Here is a 23,222-nt window from a genome sequence, read left to right as displayed (position 1 = left end):
CCGGCGGCTTCACTCGTCCTCACCGTCCTCGTCGCGCCGCTGGGCCCGCTCCCAGCGCAGGCGTTCGGCCTCCGGCGCGGTCCTGCGCATCAGCTCCTGCATCCGGGCCCGCGCCTCCTCACGCGCTCGGGTACGGGCGCTCCTGCCTCCGGGGAGAACGGGGCCGCCCAGATCGGCACGAGACCGCGGCGCAGGGCCTTCCCGGCGCGAAAGCGGTTCCGGTCCTGGCGTTGCCGACGCACCGCCCGACGGCGCGGTCGGCCGCGCCGGGGCAGAGGCCGGACGCCCCGAAGGACGACCGGACGGCGCAGGCGTTGCCGGGCGGGGAGCAGCAGCCGGAGTGGCTGCGGTCGGCAGGCGGCGGCTGGCAAACGGGCCGGGGCCGCCGCGGTCGTCGGTGTGCTCCCGCATGACGCGGGAGACATGCCGCCCTGCGTCGGCCCAGGCACGGCCGTCCTCGCGCACGGTGTTGCCCCACACGCGCACCTGCTGGCGGGCATCCTGGGAGTAGCGCGAGGCCCCCGACCGAGCACGGCGCACATTGGCCGGCAGGCCGACCGTCGCCCCGTACGCCGCCCGGCCGCCGCGGTGCAGGATGCGGTAACCGCGGAAGCGCACCAGCCGGTTGTGGGCCCGGGTCGACAGCAGCGTGCGATCGGTGTTCTGGTCGTGCAGCACCTGGCCGGTGCTGCGGTCGACGACCTGCCCCTGCTCGTTGCGATACCGATCGGGCGGCCCAGAGGGGCGACGCGGCCCTGTGCCGCCAGGACCACCGTCCCCGCCGTCCGACGGGCCACCCGCACCCAGGTCCCCGTCGGCGGTGGGCTTGCGCCACTTGGCCAACTGCTCCCTATCCGGACGGCGCCCGATCAGCAGCCAGTGCGCGCCCAGCCCGCCGAGCCGCGCGCCCAGCCCGCCCACGGCCGCGGCCGCAGTGAGCGGGGCCAGACCGCGGCCGGCCTCGGCGGTGGCATCGGCCAGGATCCCGCCGGTGTTCACCGGCATGCCCGCACCGTCGAACAGGGACGTGAGCGCGCCCATCAGCCGCTGACGGGTCCCGAGCCCCCCGAACCTGCCGCCACCCGCGCCGGCGAAGGCACGCAGCCCTGCGCCGTACCCGCCCATCGTGGCAGGGGAGTTCATGGCGAGTGCGGCGCCGAGCTCGGAGGTGTCGCCGGGCATGTGGGTGCCGCCGACCTTGGCGTAGCGCATGCGCATGGCCATCCGCCGACCGAAGGAGGTGATGGATGTCAGGAGCCTGCGGTGCCCAGCGGCTCCGGCGATGGCGAGGACATCAATCAGCAGGATCCGCTCCACCATCAGGTCGGGCCCGTTCGTGATGGTGGCGTCGACTGCGATCCCGAAGAACGGGATGAACGCGCAGATTGCGACCACGGCCAGAACCGCGATGCCCCACAGGGACAGCCACTTCCACACGCTCTGACGTGCGGGACCGGGCAACATCCCGGCGACAAAGGTGACGCCACCCGCAGCCGCGGCCGCCACGCAGACGCCCTGGGTACCCAGGAGCACGATCGCGCTGGAGAGCAGCATGCCGCAGATGAACAGCGCCGCGATGAGCAGCAAGGCGGCACCGCCGACCCGCCACCAGGTCGGCTTCTCCGCGTACGCGGCACAGGACTTTCCGACCGGGCCGGCTCTCTTCATATCCTCGAGAAAGGCGGCGAAAGCCTGGTCCTCGTCGGTGATGACCGCGTTCCGGGCGTTCAGCAGGTCGTCGCCCGATGTCAGGGACGGCAGGTTGTCCCTGACGGGCAGACCTTGGTCCCTTTCGCAGTATTTCTTCGCATCACCGTGGATCAGGCTGCAGGTGTCCTCGGCCTTCTTCCTCTGCTCACAGGTGGACCGCATGGGCGGCGTGAGCGAGTCGCAGTCGCCGTTCGCAATGTCGCGGTCGGCGCTGTACCAGCCAGTGATCCACCTCAGGTGGACCGCGTAGGCCTTGGCATCGGAAGGCTTGGACGGATCGAGGATGCGCCCGTATTCCAGCAGCATGAACGGCTTGACGACCAGTGCGTTGGTGATCGAGTCCTGTAGGGGGCGGGCTACGTCCTCGGCGGTGACCGGTTTTTCACTCGCCCGCTGTTCGCACTTGATCTCCGCGCTGCCGGCCATGCCGTCGCAGGGGCTCTTGCTGCCGACCTTCCCGCCCCAGTTGTACGAGTTAACCGACTGCTGGGCCACGCCAGCAGCCACCTGCTGCGCCTGACCGAGCGGGCCCTCCTGGGCGAGGAGGTAGTCGGGACGGACGAACGCGGACGCCGCGAACGCCGCGATGAGCAGCGTCAGAAAAATCTCGCCAAGACCACGGCCGACACGACCCCGCACAATCATGAAACCGGCAAAGACGAACGCCCAGGCCAGCAGCAGGCCCTTCAGCCCGAGGGTGTCGACGACGATGTGGTTGTAGGTGTCGGCGGCCTGCTGGGCCGGACGGGTCAGAATCTTCAGCAGCGGGAAACGCAAGGCCATCTCGACGGACCACCCGGCCAGCCCGACCAGCAGTCGGATCAGCGTGAACAGTCCCGACAGAGCGAACGCCAGAGCCTGGGACTTGAAGGCGACGATGGAGCCGCCCTCCGCGTCCAGCTCGTATGAGTTGATCGGCACCCCCTCGGAGGAGGTGATGTTCAGCGGAGCGAGCAGGTCGCCGGTCTGGCTGTTGCTGCTCGCCGCGTACACCACTTGGGTGTTGACCAGCAGGAACACCCCGGTGAGCAGCACTACGAATCCGGCTGAGCGCAGGGTGCCGCGGTCTGGACGAAACATCGTCAGCCCCGCCTCTGCCCGGCTACGCGCCGGCGCCGCCAGATCACGAGCGCGGCCAGGCCGGCTCCGGTGGGCACTAGCCGCCAGGTCGCGTCGGCAGGGTGGTGTCCTGAGGCGGTGGCGGTGGAGCCGCGCTCGCAGTACGCCTTGGCGCGGCCCGTGATGGGTGCGCATCGGTCGTGGTGGCCGGGATGGGAGTCGGCGGTGAAGGCTTGTCCGGTGTGCGGCCACCACTCTTCGGGTACGCCGACCTGCAAGGCCAGCACCAGGACGCTGGCGGCCACGGTGATCACGGTGAGGATGCTTGAAGCTGCGGCGATGCGCCGGGAGCGGTCCCAAGAGGAAAGAGTCATCGGCTGTATTCCTTCGGACGGGCATCAGCGGCCTGGCCTGCGATGGGCGCAGACGTGGTCTGCGAGTCCGGGCTCGTGCGTCCTCCCGGTGTGGTGGTGATGGACGAGGCGATGCGCGGGATGCGGGGGATGACGGTTTTGACACGGCCGGTGTTCTGCCGCGGGCAGGTCAGCAGGAACTCCCCTTCCCGGCCCTTGTGCCCGACCGGAGACAGGCCGGTGGTTACCAGCCGCACCAGCTCTTCGTTGTTCGGGTCGAGCCCGATGAACTCCAGACCGCGGCGGGCTCGCTCACGGTCGGCGGTGCGGGAAAGGGCCCGGTAGGCCATCAGCCCGCGGTCCGGGCCGAGTTCCAGAGCGTCATGGGATGCGCCCAGCAGGCCGGCGCCGTGCTTGCGTCCGTCGTGAAGGATCTCGTGGACCAGGGCCGTGCCCTCGGCCGAGCTGGTGAGCCAGTACAGCTCGTCCAGTACCACCGCGGTGAACCGCTCGGGTTCCTCGAACGCGGTCTGCCGGGCGATCGCGGCGATCAGGTAGAGCACCGCGCGGCCGATGAGTGCTTCCAGTGGCTGCTGGTGCAGGACTTCGGGTTTGTCGAACGCTGCTTTCGGTGGCAGTTTCAGACCGGTCGTGGTGATCACGATCATGTCGGACGTGCTGGAAGCGTCCAGCCGCACCGGCGGCAGGCTCGGGTCGAAGACCATCCGGGCCAGGGTGTTGGTGGCGACGACGCGGATGAGGCCGGCGAGGGTGGCGGCCGCGTCCTGCCGCTTGCCCGTTTCACGGATGGCCATCTTCTCGAGGACCTGTAGGACGCGGTGCATGGAGGGGGCGTTGTCGAGGGCGGCCTGCTCGACAGCGTGGTGGAGGACTTCGCCGCTCGTGCTCATCGGGCCGATGCCGAGTTGCAGGGTGAGGTAGGACAGGGCGTAGTGCCGTCCCTCGGGTCCGGCGAACATCCGAAGTGGGTCGATGGACACCTCGGCCTGGGCGGCGTCGATGATCTGGACACGGCCTTTCGCGGCGGTGCGGGCGAAGGTGGCCCATTCGCGTACGGGGGTGCGGTCGATGCAGATCGCGCAGCCGCCGCGCGCCCACACCGCTTCCGCGATCAACTTCTGCAGCACGCTCTTGCCCGCGCCCAGATCCCCCACGATTCCCATGGATGCCGAGGCGTCGACCTTGGGCGCATCAGCCACGTTGATCATCACGGGCCGGGTAGTGCCGCAGTCCAGGTCGATACCGAGGAACATTCCGTTCGGATCGCCGACTTCGGCCGCGGTGAAGGCACCGGACAGCGCCCAGTCCTCGCTGATCTGGTGCTGGGTGAACTCGCGTACGATGCCGGGCCGTACCGTGCCAGGCAGGCCCAGGGTGAACAGGGCCTCCTGCAGGCCGGCCGGGCGTACGGCGCGGTAGTCGGCACCCGCCAGCAGCGCGGCCAGCGCCCGCGCTCTCGCATCGCAGACGGCGGCCGTCGGTCCCCACACCGTCAGCACAGTCACCGACTGCACCTCGACCTCCACGGATGTGCGGGACAGGCGGGCATCCAACTCACCCAGGTCCCGGGCGGCCTCAGTGAGCGAGGCGGGCATGCCGGTCGGACGGGCGTCGTACTGGTCGGCCTGGTCGATCAACTCCGTCTTCTTGCGGCGCACCTGGTCGCGGGCCTTCTCCGCGGGCACGAGGGTGAGGTCGACGGTGTAGTCGACGGGAAAGGCGAGCGTTTCCAGCTGGGCGAACAGATCAGCGGCGTCCTGGTTGACGGCAGGCGGGCACTCGGCCAGCGCCAGCTGCGCCTGGTAGCCCACTCCTGCGTCGGACTCGATCTGCAGCCAGCGCCGGCCGAGCGGCGAGCCGGTATTCGCTCGCCACCAGGCCGTGCGGCCCGACCGCGTGATGCTGCCCGCGCCCTTGAGCTCGTCGACATCGTCGAGGTCGGGATCGATGCCGCCTTCCTGGAGACGGACCTGGCCCAGGTCGGCGTAGCTGGGGGAGCGCAGCACACCGTCCTGGATCTGCCCGCCATACAGCTCGCTGGTCTCGGCCTCGGTCAGCAGCGGCTCTGCCAGGCCGCGGTGGAGAGCGTGCTGGATCATCCACACGATTTCCGCCGGGCGGGCCGGGCGGAAGGCGATCCCGCCCGCGAGCGCGGCCTCCACCCTGGAGGCCTGCTCGCGGTAGGCGCTCACCTCGCGCCGTGCCACCGGTGCCGGGCGCATGCCCAGCATCGGCGCAATCTCGGCCCACGCCGCACCGAGTGTGGCCGACACCTGCATGCCGCCTGCCTCGGGCTGCAGAGGCACGGCCAGCCACAGGGTGCGGCGGTGCATCTCCTGGTCGTCCAAAAGTTCCAGGGTGGCCTCGACGTTCTCCACCCACGGGTGCCGGCCCGCACCGGGTGCGTGCTCGGCCGGCTCGAGGCCCTCGATCATCTTGAGGGCGATCTCGCCCGGGTCGATCTGTGCGCACAGACCGAACAGCCGCGGTGCCCCGGACAGCGACCGCACCAGATGTGTGATCTTGGCGAGCTGTTCGTCGCGGACTGCCGTCGGCACGTACGTGCCCTGGACGGTCTCCTCACGCTGTCCCTGCGCGTCGGGGCCGGGGTGCAGGCGGTATACGGCCCACACGCTGCCGTGCGTCGACCACACCAGGTGCGCGGCGATGTGACGGATCGGAACCCTCATCGCGCACCCCCGTGCCGGGCGAGCGCGAGGAGCTGCTGCACACCCGAGACCGGATCCTCGGCCACGGCAGCAGCGACCGGCTGCGGGCGGCCGGGCACGGACGAGCGGGCTGGGGCCGGATTCGGTTGCGGCGCCCGGGCTGGACGTCGCTGAACCGCGCGCGAGGGAGCGGCCTGCGCAGCGAGGCCGGGCGTGTGGGCGTCCTCGATGGTGAAGCCGCCGAGCAGCGGGTGGGCAGCGCGATCGCGGGCGGCCCGGCCACCGATCCGCCCTCCCCGGGGCTGCCAGACGAGCAGCACCCAGCCCAACGCGGCCTGCAGCGGCGCACGGCCACGGATCTTCGGCCGGCGCACCGCCCAGATGGCCAGCACCCACGCCACGATGGGCAGCGGGAACATCCACGACCACCAGCTGATCGTCTTGATCAGCAGGAAGCCGCCACCGACGGCGAGAGCGATCTGCGCGGGCGTGTAGGGGCCGAGGGGGATCTTCCAGTCGGCGACCTTGCCCAGCACCCAGGGGTGGCGACGGGCTGCGGTGTAGAAGCGGCCCATCCGCGCCGCGGCTGCCGCGCTCACAGCCGGCCTCCGACGCCCGGGCAGTGGTCAGGGGAGGAGGGGAGTTCGGACTGGACGATGCCGGGGACGGCGGGTGCGCCCTTGGCCGGGTTCTTCACCTCATCCACGAACATGTTCGCCAGACTGTCCCGGGAGTTGTACAGCCCGAGCGCGATGATCATCAGCAGCAAGGCGCCGATCCCGGCCTTGAGGCTGAACTTCTGAACCATGATGACGACGACCAGGCAGATCAGACCCGCCTGCAGCCCCTTGGTGGCCCAGTCCTTGAACATGTTGATCCACGAGGTGCCGAGGTCGTCCAGCTGCCCGGCGAGCATGAAGCTGTGCACCGTGTTCACCGCGCACCCCCCTCCTGGGCAGTCCCGGACTGAAGCGCCGCGACTTCCCACCGCCCAGAGCGGGCCTTGAGCGTGAGCTCGTAGGCCAGCGGCCACCGGCCGCCGGCATCCCGGGCTTCCACCGAGGCCAGGACGTGCACCGTCGTGCCGTCGGCCGGTACCTTCTCGGCGGCCGCGGCCTCCTCGGTGGCCGATACCTGCTGGACGGTGACCGCCGGGTACGGGGCGGGGGAGACCCGCGCCAACGTCACTCCGGGCGCGAGGTAGCGGTCGACCTCTCCGGCACCCGTCAGGTAGGCGGCGAGGAACTCCCCGATGGCGGAGGACAGACCCCCCTCGGGGACCGTCACGCCGTAACGCGACTTCGGCACCGCGGCGCGGGCCGGACCGGCCACCACGCCGGGCGCACCGGTCACCGTGAACGAGGTGCCCGCGTCGTCGGCGACCACCGGCACGGCGTAGTACCGCACGGAGCCGTCGGCGTACTGCGCAGCCACCGTCACCGACCACGCCTCGCCACCGCGCTGCGCAGTGCGCACCGCCGTCACGGACTGCGGCGCCGGGTGCGCATCGGAGGCGAGGTCGGGCAGGTCGACGCCCGGCGCCATCGACTGCGCAAGCCGCGCCTGCGCACTCGTCTCGTCGCCGGCGCTGCTGTGCAACCAGGCGTTGAGGAACAGCTGCGCATAGCCGCTCGGATCGGCGGTGGCCGCGGCGGTGCGCACCGCCGCGGTCTTGGTCGGCGTAGCCGCCTGGACCGTGGTCGGGGTGGAGGCGACGGCGACGCACAGGGCGATGGGGCCGGCCGCGATGGCGGTCAGCACCGCTACCCGCGACAGGCGTACCCGGCGCCGCATCGACTCCAGTCGGGCGCCCGCCGCCATCGGAGCAGCTGCCTCGCTGTCCGAGGCCTGCTTGCCAGGGGACATGGTCAAACTCCCAGGTCGGAACTGGATGTTGCAGACCTTGAGAAAACCCGCCGGCCCCGACCCGACCACCGACCACCAGACCCCGACCAAAGTCACGATGGGGATACGAAGTCCGTGGTCGGGGTCATGGTCGGTCCGACCACAGGCCCAACCATGGCTGGCCGTAAGCGGACGATGGGACATCGTGGCCCGTCAACGGTCGTCTAACTCGGCGACCGTGGATGCCACGTGACGTTCGCCCAACCCGCCCCCCGGTGATGCGCAGACGGCAGCTCCCAGGACGCTGTCAGGCGCGTGCGCAGTGCCCATCCGGGATCTGCCAGCGGAAGCACAGGAATCACGGGATCGATTGCGCAGCCTGACCACGCATGCGGCTGCGCAGGGTCCTCGGCCGGTTGCGCAGGGCCGGTTGCGCACGGCCCGTTGGCCGCTGCGCAGTCGGAGTGCACGACTCGCTTGTGACCCGAGCAAGGCGCGCTGATACCCCGGCCCGCGACGGCGGCCGGGGCATCAGCGGTCCAGGCGAAGCCCCTGCGCAGTCAGCAAGTGAGCGCAGTGGAGGGAGCTGGTCGGCCCGACCATGAGCCTGACCACGGCAGCTAGATGCTTTCTGTTGCCGGATCGTGATCGATGGTCGGGGCTCATGGCCGTCAGCCTGGTCGGGGCCGGCGGGTGAGCTGTCTGCATGGATCGCTGGTACGCCCGCGCCCCCAGGCCCGAGGGCCGCCCCATCCCCATGGGCCTGGCGCGCTGCCCTGGCCACCACGTGCGGCCCGGTTCGGGAACACGGCGGTGAGCCGTCTTGGGGCAGGGGTCCGCCGAGGCGTCATGGCGGGTGATCAGTTCACCCAGATCGCCAATGGCCTGTTCCGCGACAGCCGGTTGTCCTACAAGGCGAAGGGGATCTTCGGGTATGTCAGCACGCACCGGGACGGCTGGCAGGTCACCGTCGCAGACCTGGTCTCCGTAGGCCCGGATGGGCGAGAGGCGGTCCGCGCCGGCCTCAAAGAACTCGAGCGGTACGGCTACCTCATCCGTGAACGCCTGCGGCGTGCGAACGGGACACTCGGCGAGGTCGTCTACGCGATCACCGACCGCCCCGCCGCCACCCTCGACGTCGCCCTGCTGGAAGCCACCTCCACCCTCGCCATCGCAGACGAACACGATGCCGGCTTCGCAGCGGGCATCCGGCGCGGGGTGATGGCGGGCGATCAGTTCACCCAGATCGCCAACGGCCTGTTCCGCGACAGCCGGTTGTCCTACAAGGCGAAGGGGATCTTCGGGTACGTCAGCACCCACCGGGACGGCTGGCAGGTCACCGTCGCCGAACTGGTACGCCGCGGCCGCGAAGGGGTCGACGCGGTCACCACAGGCCTCAAGCAGCTGGAGCGGCACGGATTCCTCTACCGCACCCGCGAGAGGAACACCGACGGAACGCTCGGCCAGGCGCTGTACTTCATCACCGATCTGCCCGCCCTGCACAACCCCAGGTCGCAGCCAGAGTCGGGTTTTCCAGGATTGGATGAGCCTACGTTGGCTGATCCCGGCACTAAGAACACCAACAGAAAGAAGACCAAGAAGCAGAAGACCAGCCCCCTCCGTCCATGCGGTCGCAGCGGCGCCGCGCCGGAACCTGGACGGAAGGACCAGCCGGCAACGCAGAAGCCTCTGCCGGCGCCGCCCGCTGCGGATGAGATGCACCCGGGCATCCGACTGCTGCTCGACCTCGGGGCACAACGCCCAGAGCTGCTGCTGACCGGCAAGGCCCTCACCGATCAAGGCCGCGTCGTCACCATGATGCTGGAAGCCGGCTGGAGCCGTGAGCAGCTGCTGCACGTCATCGCCGACCGGCCCTTGCCCCACCCGGTACGGACCACCGTCGGCGCGATCATCGCAGCCCGACTGCGTGCCGCTCAGGCCTACCCGCCGCCCGCGATCGTGGCCGATCACCACGACGCACCCGCCTGGGACGACCCACCGCCGCGGCGGCCCGCCGAGTCCGCCGCCGCGCGCACGGTGAGCGAGGCCCTCACCTACCGGGCCCTTGTCGAATGCACTGGCTGCGGCGTGCCCGGTACCGCTCCCGGCGAAGACCTCTGCCCTGCCTGCCTCGGCTGGCCGCTGTGCCGCACCTGCCCGGGCCCCACTGCCCGGCGTGCCCACCCCGACGGCGACGGCCGCTGCACCACGTGCGCCTCCGCCCTGACACACCCAGAAGGAAGCAGCCCGTGACCGACACCCTCCGCCCCCCCACCCACCGCCGGCGCGCACCACGAGCGTCCCTTCCCCCAAGATCCGGGGCGCTGGAAGAAGGAACACTCCCGCGCCCTGCGCACCGGCCACATCCGCGACCACACCTGCTCGGACGCCTGCGAACTCGTCCTCGTCTACGAGCGCACCGGCTGGGGCTGGTTCGCCTGGACCATTCCCGGCGACGGCAGCGCGCCCGAGACTCCCCATCAGATCGGGGTGCTCACCCCGGCTGCGACCCGCGCACAGCGCCTGGCCCTGCTCTGGCTGACCAGGCGTCCCGCCCAGCGCATCGCCCTGGCATCCGTTCCCGGGTCCTTGCTCTCCGGCGCCGCCATCGCCCTCATCAGCCTGGCCGTCGGCCTGTCCGCCCTCGCCCAGGCCATCCCCGTCCACGTCGTCCTCCCGCCGATGCTGCTCGCCCCCCTGCGGAGCACCTGCCAGGCCGACTCGACGCCCGGGCCCGCGAACACGTCCGCAGCGTCGAAGGCGACGATGCCGTCCGCTACCTGCAGCGCTTCGCAGCCCTGCAGACCTACCTCGTCCAGGCCTCTGCGGGCAGCGACCGCTACGAACTGCGCCGCTCCGCCGAGATCGGCCACAACATGCTGTGGGACGCCGCGGACCTGCTCCAGACCCGTGGCACCCACTCGGCCTCAGCCTGGCTCAGCGACCGCGAGCGGCTGATGCTCCAACTCGCCGGTCAGGTCACCCAGCTCATGAAACGCACCGCCGCCGAGCACGGCACGGCCGACGCGGGCCAGCACCACGGACCCGTGCGGCCACTGGGCCCGCACCCGCTAGGCGTCCGTCCGCTGACACACCAGCTCAAGTCCAGTACAGGCCCGCTGAAGGGAGCCCTCCTGATGCCCCAGACCGAACCCACCCCGGCTGTTCGCACCACGAACGTCTATCTGCTGTTCGCGCACGAGCCGTACTACCCCGGCCCCGGAAACCAGGAGATCAACACCACGGTCGTCGCCGCCGGCTCACTGCTCCACCCGCAGGTGCTCCAGCCCGACGGCGCCCGGATCCACGACCTGCTCACCCAAGGACGCCGGCCGGGCGAGATCATCCCGCTGGCCACCCTCACCCACGAACTGAACGGCGGCGCCGACTGGCCGACCGTCGGTGACTGGGAGCGCGTCACCACCGACCTGGTGCAGCTCGTCCGCTCCGGGCACTGCGATGCCCTCAGCCTCGGCCTGCCAGAGATTGCGCGCGCCCTCGTGTGCATCGGCCCGCACGGCCACGTGCGCGCCTTCGACGCCGCAGCCAACGAATTCACCTACGGTCCGACGGAGCGTGCCGCGGTCCTGTCCGAGGTCGATGTGTTCCTCACCAGCCTCGCGACTGAGCGCGATCTGTGGCCCGGCGACGGCCTGCTCCACCCGCGATTCCCCAGTGCCTGACCTCCAAGAATCCCTGCCCAAGGCTGCTGTCATAGCAGCTCGTAGGCTGGCGGGCACCGCGCGAGCACCTGCTGCATCGCCTTGTCCACCGGTGCGAGCACTGTCCATCTCACGGTGAACGCCGACGCCCCAGGCCGATGGCCTGGGGCGTCCTGCCGGGCTCTGCCTAACGTTCGCGCAGCAGGCTCAGCGGGAGGGGCCGGCTCTCGCTGCCGCGGCGGGCACGCAGGATGCTGACGTCGCCGAGCAACTTGCGCAGTTCCTCCTCCTGCTTCTCGGCGTAGGTGTACCGCTCGGGCAGGACCTGCAGAAGGTGCTTTCACTGGCGCTGACCCGCGCGCACACACGTGCCCCCGCAGTTGTTGTGGGAGAAGCCGAGCTCGTACATGCGGGGCGGTGCGACGCCCAGGGCCCGCGCCTCGTCCAGGAGCTGCTCCTTGGCCCGGGCCGGCTCCCACTTCCCGCACAACGGGAAGCGCGCGCCCCAGGGCTTCCAGTTGCGGACGATCGCCGGGATCCGCGCCCGGTCACGCGGCGTATTCTCGATCCCCACATACACCAGCGTGTCGGCGGGGCCGGCATGCTCCACCATCCACTCCCTGCACGGCACCTGCTTGAGCAGACGGGTACAGGGCGCCAGCCGGTCGTTGCCGAGGAAGCGGACGTCGCGGAACACCTCCCAAGGGGTGCGACCGTCGGCGACCTTCGTCAGCGGAACGCCGAGAAGCCGGCTGCTGTCGTCGGCGAACCTCCACAGGTCGTCGTCCTCGATGCCTGTGTCGGCGATCAGAAGGGTGAGGTTGCGGGTGCCGTACCTCCGTGCGACACGGACAGCGACGGCGAAGGACCCGATGCCGCCGCTGAACTGGACGACGTGCCGCCGGACGGTGAGGGGACGGCGGCCGCGGCTGGTCTTCCGGGGCATGAGCGGGGCTTCCTCTCGCTAGGTGAGTCGGTGGCGCCGTCGGTCAGGCGTTGCCGCGCCTGAAGGACGGGGGCGGCGGCCCGGGATCAGAGGGCCGGACCGCCGCAGTTACGGGACGGATCAGGCAGCCAGGGCCAGACTCGGCAGGAGCCGTTCCCCCAGCCAGCGCGCGGCGTTGACGCTGACCGCGTTGCCGATCTGCAAGATCGCCTCGGTCTGGTTGCCGAGGATGATGTAGTCGGCGGGAAAGCGTTGGACCTGCTTGAGCTCTGCCACCGAGAGCATGCGCAGGGTGCAGTCCTCCACCGTCAGCGCCGGGATGACCAGTGAGTGGTGCGGCTTGGTCGCCACCGTGGTCAGCGGCTCGGCGGTGGTGCGGGGGGCGCCCTTGCGGCCGATCGGGATGATCAGCGCGTGGTGGCGACCCTGCGCGGCCAGTGCGGGCACCGGCCCGCTGATCGGCAGGGCGGTGCCGTGCCTGCGCAGCATCACGATGTACGGGTCAGTGCCGAACCTCTCCAGCCCCATCGCGATGCGGGCACGGGTCGACGCAGCGTACGGGGTGAACTTCTTGCGGTCGGGCCGGCCGTCACCCACGCGCTGCCCGGGCAGGCTCCAGTCGATGACGTCCCCGACCGGGCGGGTCACCGGTGCCAGCTTCAGGTGTCCGCACGCCCGGTTGGGGCAGCGGAAGTCGTACTGTTCGCCCCACTTGCCGATGCGGCGCGCCTTCGGGTTCTTCCACACCTGGTTGGCCAGCGCCGGCCCGCACTCCGGGCAGACCGCCTCCGGCCGCACCCGCAGATCCGGCAGCGGGAGGCCCTTGCGCGTGAACACGATGTAGATGCGGTCGCGCAGCTGCGGCGGCAGCAGGTTGTCCCCACCGCCCAGGTGTGCTGACGAGGCGTTGACGATCTGCACGTTGTAGCCGAGCAGCTCCATGCCGCGCAGCCACCAGTCGAACAGCTCCCAGTCGGTGGCGAACTCGGCCACGTTCTCGACCAGGACGGCGTCGGGCCGGTGCAGCTCGGTGACCGCCAGGACGTCCAGCGCGGAGGCCCTGGTCTGGACGAAAGTTGCTGCCTTGGCGCCGTCGTCCGTGCCGGTCAGGCTCAGCCGTTCCTGGCCGCGGTAGCGCTTCCTGCCGCCGGCCTTGCTGGCCTCCGTACACAGGATGGACGCCCAGTACACCCGGGCGGACGGCAGGTTGCGCTTGTCGTAGGTGTGGATGTCCTCGCACTTGTGCTCGGCGTGCGGGTGGTTGGCACGGTGAGTGGAGACCGCGACCGGGTCGTGGTTCATGCCCAGGAGCAGGCGGAAGCCCGCCTCCTCCAGACCGCGGCTGCTTCCGCCGCAGCCGCTGAAGAGGTCGACGAACGGGATGAGCCCCAAGGCGGCCTTGAGGCGGGCCAGCTCGCCTGGCGGGAGAACCGGTGCGTAGCGCAGCACTGCTGCCTCCTTCATGAGTCGAGTCGGTGAGGCCGTCGGCCGGGCGTTGCCGCGCCCGGCCGACGGAAGGAATGGATCAGGAGCCCTGGGCGAGTCCCCGGGTGTGCGGCTGCTGGGGTTCGTTCGTGAGGACGGGCCCGCCGCCGTGCGCGTGGGCGCAGTCGAGGACGGCGGCCGTCAGGGCTGCGGTGTCCGCGGCACGGGCCAGGCCCTGGCGCGCGGAGCGGTAGACCTCGACGGAGGCGCCGTTGAAGTCGTCCCACGCGGCGAGCCAGCCGCCATGGCCGTCGGCCATGCACTGGGAGCCGGGTGCCTGCACGACGGCGGGCGTGCGGCTGATGGTCATCTGCGATCCGTCGGCGAGGGGGACGCGCAGGTGCGTTCCCGCGTTGTCGTGGACGGGGATCCAGTACAGGCCCGCCGACTTCAGCTGTCCCACGAGCGAGGTCGCGTCATCGTCGGGCAGGTCGGCGAGCTGCAGCTCACGCGTGTAGTGGGTAAGCGTGATGTCGAGGATCCGCAGCGTGGAGACGTCGACACGCACCGCCTGGGCGCGCTCTTGGTTCTTGGCGGTCCACTCGTAGAAGGAGCGGACGTCGTCGCCGGTAGGCAGAACGGCGGGGCCGAAGCCCGTCAGTGAGCCGTCCTCGAGCGCGCGGGCGAATTTGAAGAACCGCTTCATCTGCTGCGCGTCGGCCGGGAGATCCGGCAGCGGCGTCGGTTCGCCCGCGCCCGGCAGGTCCTCGAAGGCGATGACTATCCGGGCCTGAAGGAGCGTGTGCTCGGTGAGCTCGATCCGGGCCGTCGACTGCTTTGCGGACCAGAAGTCGTGCTGCTGGCGAACGGCCGAGGCCGAGTGCAGGCCGGTGGTCCGGTTCACGGACCCGTACGTGTCGCAGACCGTCACCGTCCAGTAGACGGTGCGCTGCTCGGGGGTGAGGGGAAGTGTGATCACGTCTGCTCCTGAGTCGGCTGGTGACTGATCCAGGTTGCCGCCTGGAACTAAAATCAATTATACGCGCTTACTGGGATGCTGCAACCCCCTTTGATGTGAGGGGGTTGCAGGTCAGTGGCGACTTCCCAGGGGTGGCGCCGCGGGTCCGAGTCGTGAGCCGGCGCTGCGCTGACTGCCGGAACTGAGGGCAGGCTTCCCGGGCGGCGCACCGCGGTTCATGGCAAGGTCCGTCGGCTACAGCAAGGGCATGGGGGCTGTGTCGCCGACGCCCAGGAGGAGCACGTGGTGCCCGACGGTCTCCGCGATGCCGGCGGTGACCCTTTCGATGTCGAGGCGCAGGCGGATGCGTCCGGCGCCTTCGCCGTTGGCCGCGAGGTCGTGTTCCAGTTCGTCGTCGAGGCGGTCCATGGCGGCCTCGGCCGCGGCGTAGTCGGCCAGGCCGCGGGCGAGGAGCCGGCGAGTGGCGGTATCGCGGAGCTGATAGCTGGGCATCGGGGACCGTCCTTCTGCTGGCCGGAAGATCAGGGAGTGGGGTCGGCGAGCCTGCGTGCCGCGTTCACCGCCCGCGACCAGACGTCGGGGCTGCCTCCGTGTTCACGGGCGAGGGAGGCGGCAAGACCTCGGACGTCGCCGCGCTCGCGCAGGGCGGCCAGGGCGATGGCCGCCCGCCGGTCGGCTTCGGAGCGCCGCGGCGCGGCCACGGGGTGTTGTTTGACGGCGTTGCGGACGGCGTACTCCCAGGACCTCTGCGGGCCCCCGTACTGGACGCTGAGCTCTGCGGCCAGCCCCGGGTGGTAGCCGTCGCGGTCGATCGCCTCGTTCGCGTACTGCTCGGCGAGCTGCGTGGCGGTGAGCGACTCACGGCCGGCGCGAGCGCTCAGCTCGGCTGCGAGGGCCTCCTCGAGGGCGGAGGGCCGGCCGACGGGTGCCGCCTGCTGCGGCCCGGGGCGGCGGCCGGCCTTGCCGAGCTTGTCCCCGGTGCGCTTGCGGTCGAAGTCTTGCAGGTCGCCGACGCGGAAGCCGGGGATCATGCGGCCGGTGGGGCCCTGGACCGGCTCGTCGACGGGCTCCGGGAAGTAGCCGGGGTTCGCCTGCCGGTACTTGCGGATCACCGAAGGCCCGCTGAACTTGAGCAGTTCGGCGGCCTTGTTGATGGAGACGACGTCCCCGGGGGCGAGCTCGTACAGCTCAGGGTCGGCCTGGAGGACCTTGCTCGCCTTCTCCTGCTGGAACCAGGTGTAGAAGTCGCGGAACTGCTGCTCGTCGTAGAAGTCGGTGCCGTCGATGCGCTCCTTCTCCGGGTGGCGGTGCTCCTCGGGCTGCTCGAGGCGCAGCTTGTACCAGCGGGCCGCGGTGCCGGCGCTGGCGCCGGTGAACTCGCGGATCCAGTCACGGTTGACCACGGCGCGGTCGCCGATGACGCGGCGCTGCGGGTTCAGGGCCTTGGACATTGCATTCTCCGGTTCGGGCCGCGGCCCTATACTGAGGGCCTGCTCCTCTTGTTCTTCCGGCGCTCAGGTGCCGGGGGCGAGTCGAGTTGGTGATGGTGGTCGGCGGGACGTTCGGCCGGGGTTGCCGCCCTGGGCCGACACCCCCGTGAGGGGGTGCCTTCCGCCGTCCACCACTTTTGCCGCTTGTTTCGTGTAATCAATATGACGCTCTTGCTGGTGGCTGTCAATCTCGCCGGCACCGCCTGCGAGGTCCCGGCGGAGGAGATCCGGTTCTGGCTCTACCACCGTGCCCGGCTGGAGCTGGCCCGCGAGCGCGGCGCCCACCGGCCCAACGGCTCGGCCGCCTGTCCGGTGCCGCATGTACGGGCGGAGCGCCTCTTCTTCCAGGAGCCGCTGAAGGCTGCGCCGGGCCGGGACCGGCAGTGCGCCCCGGTCCAGCGCCCGCTCCAGCTCGCCGCGCACCATGTCCATCTGACGTCGACGGGCCGCGTCGGCGCCTAGGCCGTCGAGGAGCTGGTCGAGCCCGCGGACCGAGAGGAACTTCGACGTCTGCACGCCGCGATTGTCGCGCACCGGGCCCGGCCCGTTCGGGGAGACGGCCGGGTTTCCGGACTTTCTGAACCCCCTTTATGCGCGCACGCGTACGCGCGAGCGCCGCCGGGTCGAGTCGGTCGTGGGAGAGGCTGGACCGCCCGGCGGTGCGCCCTGCGTCCGGCCGATGCTGCCACCGCTTCGTGGCGTACGACAGGTCCTCCCGGCAGGCGTCGAGGAACGCGCCCTGGGCGGCGACCACCGCCTCAGCCTGCTGCTGGAAGCGGTCGCCGTTCTTCTCGTTCAGGTCCAAGTCGCTGGTCGCGGCGACCTGGTCCTCCGCCGCGGCGATGACCGCCACGGTGCCGCACAGCCGTACACCGTGCAGCGCGCCCATGAGGTCGCTGGCGATCCCCCATAGCTGGGGCAACTGGCCCAGCAGTATCTTGTCCGCCGCCCGTCCTCCCTCGCGCCGCAGGTGGGCGAACTGGTAGGCGTAGCCGAACGAGCGGGTGGAAGCATCCAGCAGCCGCTGGTACGACTCCGCCCGGTCTTCCCTGCTGTCCAGCCGGGATGGGCTGCTCAGGGGGAGCGCCGAGTACGCCCGGCCCCTTCGTACGGTGCGGCCGCTTCGGGAGGCGGGCCGGCCCGGGTTCGACCGCCTGATCCGGGTCGTGGTCCACCTCGGCGGCTTCATCCGCGCGGACGTGCTCTGGGCCTCCTGCCAGGGCGGCGTCCGCCTCCTCGACGGCCGCCAGCGGTTTATCGGCGCGGCCGGGACGGGTGAAGGCAGCGGCGCCGAGGGCCGTCTCGAAGCGGCCACGCCGACGAGAAATTGCCGCCTCGCACCACCTGATGCACGGAAATGCAGGTCAGTCGGCCGTCTGGTCATCCGGCTGAGTATCACGCCATGCCGCCCGAGCCGCGGCAAGTGCGCGGCGGAGCCCGCGCAGCGTTCGTCGTAGACGGGCACGAAGGGAAGCCAGCAGGCCAAGAGTGAGAGCCGCACACAGGGAGCCCAGGAATTCGGGCACGTGGCCCTGGCGGGCAAGGCGGAGCACCCACTGTAGCGGCGCCTGGAGGCGCTCGCCGAGGCGGTCGACGGCCTCACCATCTCGGTGTTTGCCACCACGGCACTGACGACTCACACCGCCGGCGGGAGCGCTACCCGGAGCCCACGGGCCGGTGACCTCAGCGGCACCGGTTCGTTAAGCAGCTCGTCGTCGCGCAGAGGAGCCTCCGGGTGGCCATGGCCCCGAAGGCTCCGTACCGTCTTTGGCGGACGCGGCCACGACCGCTCCGAAGGACCGCCGATGCGCACTCCCTCTCACACGAAGAGCCGGTACCAGAGGCGGTACCGGCTCCCGGTGGCGTCGCGCTGCAACACGAGGCCGCAAGGTCCCTGTTCGGCTTTTGGTTGGAGTCAGCAGCAAATCAGGGCAGGGCCAGCCCCACTCGGTGCAAGCCCAAGTGCGCGGATAGTCGCAGTGCCTGCAAACCTGGCGCAAGCCAGATTGGGGCATGGGCGCATCAACTCGTTCACTACCACGAGGGACTGACACTTTCCACGATCTTGATGGCGGTACCAGAAGTGCAGGTCACCGCTGCGTACGCGACAGGATCCTGACTCTGCGTGGCAATTTTCGGTCTCACGCATCCATAGATGCGTTAGGGCGCCGACGCATCAAACCCCGTCGAAAGACCTGGCACAGGGACGCACGGCCTCTTGCGGCTGCCACCATCTTGTCCACGCACCACGCCACGGGCGGCTGCAACCGCCCCAGTGGTTCGCCTGGTTGGAGTCAGCAGCAAGGGGTCCGGCAACCGTGGGTCGCCGGACCCGAACAACAGGGAGGCCCTGTGCCCAAGCCCCGTTACGCCGTTTCCTGCGTGGAGAGCGGCACCCCGCCCCACCGCCGCCTCGGCGGCGCCGAGGCCGTCGTCATCATCGTGATCATCACCATGGCCGCCGCCCTGGTCACCTTCGCCGGCATGACGCTGCCCGTCGCGCTGCGGCTTCTTCTCGGCGCCGGACTGATCGCCGTCCTCCTGGTCGCCTTGGTCACTGGAACCTCCGCCCGGGGCCTGCGTGCCGCCCTGCGCGCCCTGCTGACGTCGGCTGCGTGAGGCGATGGTTCATGTGCCGTCCCGAGAGACCGCTCACCACCAGCAACAAGGCGCTGCGCGAGCTGCAGGAGTGGCTGCGCGAACAGCGGAAGCGCACCCGGCAGGGCTACCGGGCCCTGTCGGTGCGGGCCGGCTGTCATGCCACGACGCTGCAGCGTGCCGCCTCCAGCGAGACCGTGCCGAAGCTGCAGACGGTGCTCAACTACGCACGGGCGTGCGACGCCTCGCCGGAGGAAGCGCGGCTGCTGTGGAAGCGGGCCCGGTATGAGGAGACCCGTCTCGCGCGGGGCGGACGCGGTCGGCCCGCCCCGCGCCGGGAGTTCATCCGCGACTTCGTCGATCTGGGCGCGGCCCTGGTGGAGCTGTACGAGAAGGCCGGCTCCCCGCCGCTGCGCACCATGGAGCAGCGGGCTGGCGGTTACGGCGCCCTGCCACGCAGCACCGGGCACCGCATCGTGACCAAGCAGGCGATGCCGCACGGCCTGACGCAGTTCCGGGCGTATCTGCGGGCCTGTGAGGTGCCGGAGGCGGACTGGCCGGACTGGGAAGCCGCTTGGACGCGCGCGTGGCGCCGCGAGAAGTCCGACGACTTCGCCACCCTGGGCAACGCCAACGCTTCAGAGGCGGAGCCCTGGTTCGCGGAGCCGAGTGCGGTGTTCTTCGAGCCGATCGCTGCCACCGTCCAACGGGCCGGGAGGATGCACCGAGCGGAAACCGGGCCGAAGCCCGGCTTCCGCTCGGATACTGGATTGAAGCGTGGGCACTACCACGACGAGGACCGCTGGCCGGCCGTCCCGACGCGCGATGAGTTCGTCCGCCGCCAGCGCGCCAAGGTCGACGCTCTCGCCCAGGGGGAACAGAGGTCGAGACGACGGCCCCGGCGGGCCGTCCCGGAGCAACTGGCCATCGCCGTGGGTGAGCCTGCGCCGGAGCACAGCGCGTTCTTCTGAGAGCCCCGCATCCTAGTTGGACCCGTTGGTTCCAATGGGTCCAACCGGCACCCCCACTTCGAGCCATAAGGAGTCCGAAGACGGGACGCCTTCGCCCGGGGCCGTCGCCCGCAAGCCGGGCGACGCTGCCCCGAGAAGGTCCTGTCCTCTTAGCCCCAACAGGTCTAACTGGGCCCGTCGTCATTCCCCGTCTGTGGCATCGCTGGCGGCCGGTACGACCTGGCACTCGGTGAACGGCCGGCCGTACCGCCGCAGGATCGACTCCTGGATGAACTTGTCCGGCTGCCCCATCGCTCCCGTCCCCAGCACGTGCCCCAAGGCCAGGCACAGAGCGCCCTCCTCGATCTCGGCCACCCCCTGGGTGGTGCTGTAGCTCTCGTCCAAGCGGGGCTTGCGGTCCTCGAACCGCTGCAGGTGGCGGATCCTCCGTCGGTCGGCTTGGACATCGAGGCGGCGGCGCAGTGCGCACCGTCGCCGACGGCCGCCCGGAAAGCACCCGCCGCAGCTACGCCCAGGACTGGGCGAGCTGGACGAAGTTCTGCGCCGACTCCGGGGTGCCCGTGCTCGCCGTCACCCCGGGCACGCTGGTGATGTTCGTCGAGTGGCTGTGGACCCAGCCCGGCGGGAAGAAGGGCACCTGCACCGCGCCGTCGACCATCGACCGGCGGATCTCCGGCACCGTGGGGGCCAGGCCCCGCCGCTGCTGGTCGAGCACCTGGTGAAGATCAGCGCCGCCTGCCCGGACAACCTCAGGGGCATCCGCGACCGCGCCCTGGTCCTCATGCACTTCGCCGTCGCCGGCCGCGAGCACGAACTCGCCTTCAACCGGGTCCGCGACTACGCCGAGACCCCCGGCGGCATCCAGGCCGACCTGCGCGTCTCCAAGGTCCGCCCCCGCGTCGTGCCCGTCCCCTACGGCTCCCGGCCCTCGATCTGCCCGGTCCGCGCCTGGCAGGCCTGGAAGGAGGCCGCCGGCCTCACCGACCCGGACGGCTACGCCTGGCGCCGCCTGCACAACCGCTGGCACACCGTCATGCAGGGCGGCCTGACGCCCGAGTCCATCGGCGACGTCATCACTCGCGCCGGGGAACGCGCCGGGATCGAGATCCGCTTCACCGGCCACAGCCCCCGCCGCGGCCTTGCCACCTCCTCCCGCCTGAAGGGCCACGACCAGATCGTCATCGCCAAGCAAGGCGGATGGGCCCCGCACTCCAAGGTGCTGGCCGGCTACCTCGAAGTCGTCGACCAGTGGGAGGACAACGCCCTGCTCGGCGTGCTGTAGAGGTGTGGCATCCCCGTCGGGCACGCATCTATGGATGCGCAAGGGTGGGGTAGCCAGCCTTCTGACCTGCGGTTTCAGGTCAGATCCGGCTCAAAGGTGGTAATGTTTTATGTGTCGGCTGGGGGTGGCTCCAGTCGGCGCAGAGAGACCCGACCCGGCGCCATCCGGGCCAGGCCCCTCCACGCAGTTCACGAGCCCGGTCGAACTACAGGCGGCCGGGCTCACTGCATACAGCAGCCGTGCCCAGTCCGATTCCGACCGGTCGTGAGGCGGACTCAGTGACGTCACTGAGTGAACTGCACCGCCAGCGCGATGACCGCGACTAACAGACTCGCCGCCGCCAGGACGACCTGCCACTTCTCAGGGCCAGTCCACCTGCGGCGACGCTTGTTCACGTCGGTGCTCACCGCACCACCCCCTTCCTCACCCTCGGCGGGAACCGGCCCGGCTGGGCCGGAGCGTGTGGACGAGCCCGCAGGCCACGTCCACGTTCGGGTCGAGGGCCCCGAAGAAGGAGGTGATACGCATACTACTGGGGCTCCGGACGCGAGGAGGCCCTCGAGAACTGGGCGCACTCCAGGCGTCGCTGACGGAGTGTTAATTCGGCGGAATGGCTTGAGGTTAGTCGATATTGTGGCGTCGGTCACATCCAGCGGAATGACGTACTCCATGCCGAACACAGCCGGAAGCAGCCGGCGGAGGCCGCGGAACACGCGCCTCACACCAGGCGCAGTACCGGCCGGCTGTCCGGCATCCCCAGCAGTTCCCTGACCCGCGCCAGCGGCCAGGCCAGTTCCTGGGCGAGTTCTCGTACGCCCACTCCTGGACCGCCAGATCGAAGGCCTGGGACAGCAGGACCGGCTGCTCCCCCGGGTAGCCGGTGACCGGCTCCGCGGCGAAGCCGGGCTGGCCGTTCAGGGCTCGCAGTCGCTGGTACGTCCGGCTTGCCGTGGCGTCGGAGATCAGACCCAGTTCGCGGCAGCGGTACACCAGGGAGTGCACGGACACGCCCCAGGTCCGGCGCAGGCCGCCAGATGCCCCAGGTCCATCCGGCGCGGCAGCAGGGGCAGGATGCTCTCCTGCGGGGTGAGGAACTCCGCGGCGAATGCGTCCGCCTCGCGCTCCTGCCTGCTGTCGCCCGTCGCGTCACCGCGCAGCACTAGGTGGCCGAGTTCGTGGGCCGCGGTGAAGCGGTGGCGGTAGACGTCGTTGGCCCGGTTCCGGGTGAGCACCACGAGCGGGCGCGCCGAGCGGGAGGAGAAGGTGTCGACCGTCGCGGCGGCGGCATCGGCCTCCGCCGGCAGTACGACCACGATGCCGTGCGTCTCCATGCGCCGCACGAGATGGGTGACCGGGCCGTCGCCGAGGCCCCACTGACGACGCAGTGGGGCCGGCTCAGCGCATCGACGTCCGGGTGCTGCTGTTCAACCGGCCTCGGGGAACATCGGGACAGCGGTTGGCGCTGAGAACGATCTTGGTCAGGGCGTGAGCAGGCTGACCCGGTTCTCGTACTCGCGACGGGCCTTGCGCTGGGCCGGGACTGCGGGGAGGACCTGGCTGCCGTCGAGTGCACACCCCGGTCGCCTGCCACGGCGGCGAAGAACACCCGGTTCCGCCCCACGAGGCGGGGGAGCGCCCGTACAGTGACGCCATGGACATGAGCTGGGTCAAGGACGGCGTGCGCTACACCCTGAAAGTGGTCGAGCACCCGGCCTGGACGGCGCTGTCCGAATCGAGCACTCCTGGCGTGCTCCGGGCCCTGCTGCGCGGGACCGGCAACAAGATCGTCGGTCACGCGGGCCTGCGCTCCGCGACCGGTGTTGTCGCGGGCGTCGCCGCAGTGTCGGCGACGGTGGGCGGTGGGCTGGTGTACGCGGGCATGAAGCTCAAGAGCCACCTGGACGACCGCAAGGCCGAACACGACGAGGCGCCCGCGGGCGCCGTCGAGCAGACGGCCGCGAGCGCCGATGTGGTCGAGGCCGAGGAGACGGCCGTAACCGGGACTCCGCGACTGCGCGCTGTGTGAGCGTCAGGCGAAGCGCCGGCGCGGGTGCAGATCCGCATGACGCTCAGGGCGTCGCCCTTTCCGCGCGTACGCAGGACGCCACGGCGACGGCCCGCGCGCAGCACGCTCTCCACGACGCTGCGGGGCCCGGACCGACGTGCGGCCGCGCCCTCGGTGAACCACTGCTCGTGAGGCAGGAGCAAAAGT

Annotated in this window: 22 protein-coding genes; 8 read left to right on the top strand and 14 right to left on the bottom strand. The window is 70.6% G+C overall.

Going from position 1 to position 23,222, the window contains the following annotated elements; genetic code table 11:
* Positions 1 to 9 precede the first annotated feature (9 nt).
* Genes ACZ5CZ_RS33430 through ACZ5CZ_RS33405 form a run of 6 tightly spaced genes read right to left on the bottom strand, consistent with a single transcriptional unit; the run spans position 10 to position 7,678 of the window.
* A complete protein-coding gene (locus ACZ5CZ_RS33430) occupies positions 10 to 2,790 on the bottom strand; it encodes a hypothetical protein (protein ID WP_468948215.1) in 2,781 nt (926 codons plus the stop codon).
* 2 nt (positions 2,791 to 2,792) lie between these two features.
* Positions 2,793 to 3,143, bottom strand: a complete 351-nt coding sequence (locus tag ACZ5CZ_RS33425) for a hypothetical protein (protein WP_468948213.1) — start codon at positions 3,141 to 3,143, stop codon at positions 2,793 to 2,795.
* Positions 3,140 to 5,833, bottom strand: a complete 2,694-nt coding sequence (locus ACZ5CZ_RS33420; protein ID WP_468948211.1) for an ATP-binding protein — start codon at positions 5,831 to 5,833, stop codon at positions 3,140 to 3,142. Before ACZ5CZ_RS33420 ends, ACZ5CZ_RS33425 begins: the two co-directional genes overlap by 4 nt.
* A complete protein-coding gene (locus tag ACZ5CZ_RS33415; protein ID WP_468948210.1) occupies positions 5,830 to 6,411 on the bottom strand; it encodes a hypothetical protein in 582 nt (193 codons plus the stop codon). Before ACZ5CZ_RS33415 ends, ACZ5CZ_RS33420 begins: the two co-directional genes overlap by 4 nt.
* Entirely contained in the window at positions 6,408 to 6,749 is a 342-nt protein-coding gene (locus ACZ5CZ_RS33410; RefSeq protein ID WP_468948209.1) for a hypothetical protein, read from the bottom strand. Before ACZ5CZ_RS33410 ends, ACZ5CZ_RS33415 begins: the two co-directional genes overlap by 4 nt.
* Complete coding sequence (locus tag ACZ5CZ_RS33405) at positions 6,746 to 7,678, bottom strand: conjugal transfer protein (protein ID WP_468948208.1); 933 nt, start codon at positions 7,676 to 7,678, stop codon at positions 6,746 to 6,748. Before ACZ5CZ_RS33405 ends, ACZ5CZ_RS33410 begins: the two co-directional genes overlap by 4 nt.
* Positions 7,679 to 8,470: 792 nt before the next feature.
* Between ACZ5CZ_RS33405 and ACZ5CZ_RS33400 the strand changes: the two genes are divergently transcribed.
* Positions 8,471 to 9,910: a hypothetical protein gene (locus ACZ5CZ_RS33400; protein WP_468948207.1), complete on the top strand. Its 1,440-nt coding sequence runs from the start codon at positions 8,471 to 8,473 to the stop codon at positions 9,908 to 9,910.
* 623 nt (positions 9,911 to 10,533) lie between these two features.
* Entirely contained in the window at positions 10,534 to 11,340 is an 807-nt protein-coding gene (locus ACZ5CZ_RS33395) for a hypothetical protein (protein WP_468948205.1), read from the top strand.
* A 319-nt stretch (positions 11,341 to 11,659) separates the two neighbouring features.
* Here ACZ5CZ_RS33395 and ACZ5CZ_RS33390 read toward each other — a convergent pair whose 3' ends face one another.
* From ACZ5CZ_RS33390 to ACZ5CZ_RS33370, 5 genes are all read right to left on the bottom strand, one after another.
* Positions 11,660 to 12,265, bottom strand: a complete 606-nt coding sequence (locus ACZ5CZ_RS33390; protein ID WP_468948203.1) for an adenine nucleotide alpha hydrolase family protein — start codon at positions 12,263 to 12,265, stop codon at positions 11,660 to 11,662.
* A 120-nt stretch (positions 12,266 to 12,385) separates the two neighbouring features.
* Positions 12,386 to 13,729: a DNA cytosine methyltransferase gene (locus ACZ5CZ_RS33385; protein WP_468948202.1), complete on the bottom strand. Its 1,344-nt coding sequence runs from the start codon at positions 13,727 to 13,729 to the stop codon at positions 12,386 to 12,388.
* Between the two features lie 61 nt (positions 13,730 to 13,790).
* Complete coding sequence (locus ACZ5CZ_RS33380) at positions 13,791 to 14,669, bottom strand: hypothetical protein (RefSeq protein WP_468948200.1); 879 nt, start codon at positions 14,667 to 14,669, stop codon at positions 13,791 to 13,793.
* Positions 14,670 to 14,903: 234 nt separating this feature from the next.
* A complete protein-coding gene (locus tag ACZ5CZ_RS33375; RefSeq protein WP_468948198.1) occupies positions 14,904 to 15,161 on the bottom strand; it encodes a hypothetical protein in 258 nt (85 codons plus the stop codon).
* 29 nt (positions 15,162 to 15,190) lie between these two features.
* Entirely contained in the window at positions 15,191 to 16,120 is a 930-nt protein-coding gene (locus tag ACZ5CZ_RS33370) for a hypothetical protein (protein WP_468948196.1), read from the bottom strand.
* Positions 16,121 to 16,336: 216 nt separating this feature from the next.
* Here ACZ5CZ_RS33370 and ACZ5CZ_RS33365 point away from each other — a divergent pair, with 216 nt between their 5' ends.
* The 3 genes from ACZ5CZ_RS33365 to ACZ5CZ_RS33355 all read left to right on the top strand — a co-directional run bounded on the left by ACZ5CZ_RS33365 (position 16,337) and on the right by ACZ5CZ_RS33355 (position 19,728).
* Positions 16,337 to 16,621, top strand: coding sequence for a hypothetical protein (locus tag ACZ5CZ_RS33365; RefSeq protein WP_468948195.1), 285 nt, complete (start codon positions 16,337 to 16,339; stop codon positions 16,619 to 16,621).
* 1,890 nt (positions 16,622 to 18,511) lie between these two features.
* Entirely contained in the window at positions 18,512 to 18,778 is a 267-nt protein-coding gene (locus ACZ5CZ_RS33360) for a hypothetical protein (RefSeq protein WP_468948194.1), read from the top strand.
* 11 nt (positions 18,779 to 18,789) lie between these two features.
* A complete protein-coding gene (locus tag ACZ5CZ_RS33355; RefSeq protein WP_468948192.1) occupies positions 18,790 to 19,728 on the top strand; it encodes a helix-turn-helix domain-containing protein in 939 nt (312 codons plus the stop codon).
* Positions 19,729 to 19,908: 180 nt separating this feature from the next.
* Here ACZ5CZ_RS33355 and ACZ5CZ_RS33350 read toward each other — a convergent pair whose 3' ends face one another.
* The gene (locus tag ACZ5CZ_RS33350) at positions 19,909 to 20,112 is read right to left on the bottom strand and encodes a hypothetical protein (protein ID WP_468948190.1); all 204 of its coding nucleotides are present in this window, start codon (positions 20,110 to 20,112) and stop codon (positions 19,909 to 19,911) included.
* Between the two features lie 77 nt (positions 20,113 to 20,189).
* On the opposite strand from ACZ5CZ_RS33350, the gene ACZ5CZ_RS33345 reads away from it, so the two are divergent.
* Together ACZ5CZ_RS33345 and ACZ5CZ_RS33340 are read left to right on the top strand one after the other, a co-directional pair.
* Positions 20,190 to 20,450 (top strand): hypothetical protein, encoded by a 261-nt coding sequence (locus ACZ5CZ_RS33345; protein ID WP_468948188.1) that lies wholly within the window; start codon positions 20,190 to 20,192, stop codon positions 20,448 to 20,450.
* Positions 20,447 to 21,010 (top strand): site-specific integrase, encoded by a 564-nt coding sequence (locus ACZ5CZ_RS33340; protein WP_468948187.1) that lies wholly within the window; start codon positions 20,447 to 20,449, stop codon positions 21,008 to 21,010. Before ACZ5CZ_RS33345 ends, ACZ5CZ_RS33340 begins: the two co-directional genes overlap by 4 nt.
* Positions 21,011 to 21,294: 284 nt before the next feature.
* Here the strand turns inward: ACZ5CZ_RS33340 and ACZ5CZ_RS33335 are convergent, their stop codons facing one another.
* Both ACZ5CZ_RS33335 and ACZ5CZ_RS33330 read right to left on the bottom strand, forming a co-directional pair.
* Positions 21,295 to 21,417, bottom strand: coding sequence for a hypothetical protein (locus tag ACZ5CZ_RS33335; RefSeq protein ID WP_468948185.1), 123 nt, complete (start codon positions 21,415 to 21,417; stop codon positions 21,295 to 21,297).
* 555 nt (positions 21,418 to 21,972) lie between these two features.
* Positions 21,973 to 22,341, bottom strand: a complete 369-nt coding sequence (locus ACZ5CZ_RS33330) for an ImmA/IrrE family metallo-endopeptidase (protein ID WP_468948184.1) — start codon at positions 22,339 to 22,341, stop codon at positions 21,973 to 21,975.
* A gap of 320 nt (positions 22,342 to 22,661) precedes the next feature.
* Between ACZ5CZ_RS33330 and ACZ5CZ_RS33325 the strand changes: the two genes are divergently transcribed.
* A complete protein-coding gene (locus tag ACZ5CZ_RS33325) occupies positions 22,662 to 23,036 on the top strand; it encodes a hypothetical protein (RefSeq protein ID WP_468948183.1) in 375 nt (124 codons plus the stop codon).
* Positions 23,037 to 23,222: the final 186 nt, after the last annotated feature.

Source organism: Streptomyces sp. NPDC031418 (genome assembly GCF_055581605.1).
The sequence above is the reverse complement of the archived record's forward strand: the minus strand, read 5'-3'. Positions and strand labels throughout refer to the sequence as shown.